The 4,236-nt window shown below is 64.1% G+C and carries 3 protein-coding genes and 1 tRNA gene; all 4 read left to right on the top strand.

The features are described from left to right. Positions 1–152 precede the first annotated feature (152 nt). The 4 genes from ACKODO_RS16090 (at position 153) to ACKODO_RS16075 (ending at position 3,885) form a co-directional block, all read left to right on the top strand. A tRNA-Leu gene (locus ACKODO_RS16090) sits at positions 153–237 on the top strand. A 133-nt stretch (positions 238–370) separates the two neighbouring features. Beyond that, complete coding sequence (gene tig / locus ACKODO_RS16085; protein WP_408984455.1) at positions 371–1,774, top strand: trigger factor; 1,404 nt, start codon at positions 371–373, stop codon at positions 1,772–1,774. A 135-nt stretch (positions 1,775–1,909) separates the two neighbouring features. Further along, complete coding sequence (locus ACKODO_RS16080) at positions 1,910–3,115, top strand: benzoate/H(+) symporter BenE family transporter (protein WP_408984454.1); 1,206 nt, start codon at positions 1,910–1,912, stop codon at positions 3,113–3,115. Between the two features lie 134 nt (positions 3,116–3,249). After that, complete coding sequence (locus tag ACKODO_RS16075) at positions 3,250–3,885, top strand: ATP-dependent Clp protease proteolytic subunit (RefSeq protein WP_408984453.1); 636 nt, start codon at positions 3,250–3,252, stop codon at positions 3,883–3,885. Positions 3,886–4,236: the final 351 nt, after the last annotated feature.

The following is a 4,236-nucleotide window of genomic DNA, read 5'->3' as shown; positions in this document are numbered from 1 at the left end:
GACCTGGCCGTTTCCGGTGCAGATTTTTGCTGCGGGGGAAAAAAACCATGCTATAGCACCGCCGCCGCGCCGGGCGGTGGGCGGAGCATGGCCGGATTGTCCGCTTCATCCGCTGCCCGGTTGACTTGGATACGCGGTTTCTTCTGGGTCACGCGGGCGTGGCGGAACTGGTAGACGCGCCGGATTTAGGTTCCGGTGACGCAAGTCGTGGGGGTTCGATTCCCTTCGCCCGCACCAGTCTCCGGTTCGCCCTCGAGTTCCGGGAAACGCGTCACGGCGGCATTCTTTCGAAATCGGTCCGGCCGAAAAGCGGTCGGACAGGCCAGCCGGGGCTTTTCGCTCCGCTACAGGACACGATCAGGGTTTTTCCATGCAACTCACCCAAACCCTCGCCGAAGGGCTGAAGCGCCAATACAAGGTCGTGCTCTCGGCGACAGACCTCGCCAGCCGCTTCGAGACCGAAGTCGAGCAGATCCGCGGCCGCGTGCAGCTCAACGGCTTCCGCCCAGGCAAGGTTCCGACCGCGCATATCAAGAAAATTTATGGCCGTTCCATCATGGCCGAAGTCGTGCAGAATTCCGTGACCGACGCGCAGAAGAAGATTGCCGAGGAAGCTGGCGTGAAGCTCGCGGCCGAGCCCAGGATCGTCCTGCCGGAAGACGAGGCGACCATCACCAGGGTGCTCGCCGGCGAGGCGGATCTCGATTTCTCGGTGGATGTGGAAGTGCTGCCGACCATCGAGCTGCAGGATCACTCGCATATCGAGGTGATCCGCGAGGTGGCGCATGTCCCTGACAGCGATGTCGAAGAGGCCATCCAGCGCATGGCCAATGCCGTGCGCACCTTCACGCCGCGGGGCGAGAAGGAAAAGGCCAAGGACGGCGACAAGGTGACGATCGACTTCGTCGGCACCATGAACGGCGTGGCCTTCGAGGGCGGCAGCGCGCAGGGCGCGGATCTTGTTCTTGGCTCGGGCCAGTTCATCCCGGGCTTCGAGGAGCAGCTGGTTGGTTCCATGGTCGGCGATTCCAGGACGATCTCCGTCACCTTCCCCGAGACCTACCAGGTCGTGGATCTCGCCGGGAAGCCGGCCGAGTTTGCCGTGACTGTGAAGGGCATCCAGGCGCCGGGCGATATCGCGATCGATGACGAACTCGCCAAGAAGCTGGGCGTCGAATCGCTCGAGAAGATGCGCGAGATTGTGAAGGGCGGCCTCGGCGCCGAGCTGTTGCAGGTGACGCGCCAGAAGATGAAGCGCCAGCTTCTGGACGGTCTCGACACGCTCTATCGGTTCGATCTCCCGCCGACGATGGTCGATCAGGAATTCAGCTCGGTCTGGACCCAGGTGCTGCAGGATATGCAGCGCGAGGGCAAGACCTTCGAGGGGGACGAGAAGGGCGAGGGCGAGACGCGCGCCGAGTATCAGCGCATCGCCGAGCGCCGCGTGCGCCTTGGGCTGGTTCTTGCCGAAGTGGGCGAGAAAGCCGAGGTGAAGGTCTCCGAGGATGAGGTGACCAAGGCGCTCATCGAGCGCGCCCGCCAGTTCCCCGGCCAGGAGAAGCAGTTCTTCGATTTCTACCGCAAGAACCCGCAGGCCCTCGCCGAAATCCGCGCGCCTCTCTTCGAGGAGAAGGTCGTGGACCACATCCTCGGCAGCGTGAAGGTGACCGAGAAGCCGGTGACCCGCGAGGAGCTGATGGGCTCGGATGACGAGCCGGCGGCGGAGGCCAAGGCCGAAAAACCGAAGAAGGCCAAGGCCAAGAAGGCCGAGTGACGGCCGCTTCGGCGGGCTGGGCGTGCCGCAGGACGGTGCGACTTGCGCTTGAATTCCGGTTGCGCCGCCCCTTGGGCGGCGTTTCCATTTGCCGCGACGCGAATCGGGGGCGAACCATGCGGATGGCGGAGTTTCATGCAGGCCAATGATAATCGTCCGCTGTTGCTGGCGAAGTTCCACGCCGATTTCTCGATCCAGGCGGCCGTTCAGGGACTGATTGTCGCGCTGGTGGGCTATACGAGTTCGGTCGCGATCCTCATCAAGGGGCTGGCGGCGGTGGGCGCGACCGAGGCGCAGATCATCTCGGCCCTTCTCTTCGTCGGGCTCACCAAGGGCTTTGCCGCCATCCTGCTGAGCCTGATCTCGCGCATGCCGATCTCGGTGGCGTGGTCCACGCCGGGCCTCGCGCTGCTGGGCGCGACCGGGGCGGTGGCCGGCGGCTTCCCCGCGGTGGTCGGCGCCTTCATGATCGCGGGCTGCCTCATCGTGCTCGCCGCGTTCTGGACTCCGCTCGCGCGATTCATCGAAGCCATTCCGCGCCCCATCGCCAATGCGATGCTGGCGGGAATTCTGTTCAAGCTGTGCATGGCGCCTTTCGTGGCGCTCCAGCACCAGCCTGTCGCGGCCCTGGCCATTCTCGGGCTGTGGTTGGCGATGCTGAAATTCGCGCGGCTCTGGGCGGTGCCGGCATCGGTTCTGCTGGCGCTGGCGCTGACCGGCACGAATGGCGGCTTCGGCAGCGGATTGGGCTTTGCCTGGCCGCAGCCGGAATTCATCCTGCCGACCCTGACGCTTCCGGCCCTGCTGGGCGTGGCCCTGCCGCTCTTCATCGTGACCATGGCCTCACAGAACATCACCGGCCTCGCGGTGCTCTCGACCTTTGGATTTCGCCATCGCCCGCGCGACGGTCTGATGGTCACGGGGTTCCTTTCGGTGGTCAGCGCGCCACTGGCGGCGCCCACGATCAATTACGCGGCGATCACCGCGGCGCTCTGCGCCGGCGCGGATGCCCATCCCGATCCGCGCCGGCGCTATGTCGCGGCGGTCTTCTCCGGCATCGGCTACATGCTGCTGGCGTCTCTTGCCGGAATCGCGGCGGCGCTCGTCCTGCGCGCAAGCCCGGTGCTGATCGAGGCGGCGGCCGGGCTCGCGCTGGTCGCGACCTTCGGCTCGGCGATGCACGGCGCGATTTCCGAGGAGCATGCGCGCGTGCCGGCGCTGCTGACCTTTTTCGTCGCGGCATCCGGGTTGACCCTTTTCGGGATTGGCGGCGCCTTCTGGGGCCTGATTCTCGGCTGGGGTATCCACCTTGCGTTCAGCAAGCCGGCAAAGAGCGCCTGAGCCGCGGCCTCTCGCCCTTTTCAGGCGGGAGAACCATGTTTATCTGGAGGAAGGGGTCCGATTCCGGGCCGTACTTACGCTGATCGCCGCCCGCCTTTTCTTGCCCACAGTTTCTTGCCCCAAAGAGGATGCCGATGAAGGACCCGATCGAAACCTACAACTCGCTTGTTCCGATGGTGATCGAGCAGTCCTCGCGCGGGGAACGCGCCTTCGACATCTTCTCGCGCCTCCTGCGCGAGCGCATCATCTTTCTGAACGGGCCGGTGGAAGATGGCATGGCGAGCCTGATCGTCGCGCAGCTTCTCTTCCTCGAGGCGGAAAACCCGAAGAAGGAAATCTCGATGTATCTCAACTCGCCGGGCGGGGTGGTGACATCGGGTCTGTCCATCTATGACACGATGCAGTTCATCCGCTGCCCGGTCACCACGCTCTGCATGGGGCAGGCGGCCTCGATGGGCTCGCTGCTGCTGACGGCGGGCGAGAAGGGGCATCGGTTTGCTCTGCCGAATGCGCGGATCATGGTGCACCAGCCTTCCGGCGGCTTCCAGGGCCAGGTGACGGATATCCTCATTCATGCCAAGGAGGTGGAGAACCTCAAGCGGCGCCTGAACGAGATCTATGTCAGCCATACCGGCCAGGATTACGACACGATCCACAACGCGCTCGAGCGTGACAATTTCATGACAGCCGACGCCGCAAAGGAATTCGGACTGATCGACCAGGTCGTCACCAAGCGTATGGAAGATCCGGCCGAGCCGAAGCCGATGTGAAGTTGGCGTGATCGCGCCTTCGGGTGCGTTTGCGGGGCGCGGGACGTTGTGAAATGGTCGGTGTTTCGTTGCGACACAAGATGCACCGCAGAAGGGGTGGCCTCCGGTTTGCAGTGAAGGAAGTGCTTCCATGGCGAAGCGTGCCCTTGCAACGGGGTTGCAAGTCGTTAACGTGGGTGCCGGAGGCGGATCACGCGTTTCCGGCTCCGTTTAACGCTTCTTTCGGGGCCGAAGACGATACTCGGCATTGATGCCAGTCGATTAGTTGATGTGCGGATTGCGAAGGTTGCTTGTCGTGGTTCGTGATCGTCGGGTAGGGGCTCCATCGCGGAGTGCCCGGAACCGGCGCGG

The organism is Rhabdaerophilum sp. (assembly GCF_046092605.1).
Taxonomy (GTDB): domain Bacteria; phylum Pseudomonadota; class Alphaproteobacteria; order Rhizobiales; family Beijerinckiaceae; genus Rhabdaerophilum.
The sequence above is the reverse complement of the archived record's forward strand: the minus strand, read 5'-3'. Positions and strand labels throughout refer to the sequence as shown.

Excerpts from the sequence above, each read along its gene's own strand:
- tig (WP_408984455.1), top strand. The coding sequence starts at position 371 with ATGCAACTCACCCAAACCCTCGCCGAAGGGCTGAAGCGCCAATACAAG.
- ACKODO_RS16080 (WP_408984454.1), top strand. The coding sequence starts at position 1,910 with ATGCAGGCCAATGATAATCGTCCGCTGTTGCTGGCGAAGTTCCACGCC.
- ACKODO_RS16075 (WP_408984453.1), top strand. The coding sequence starts at position 3,250 with ATGAAGGACCCGATCGAAACCTACAACTCGCTTGTTCCGATGGTGATC.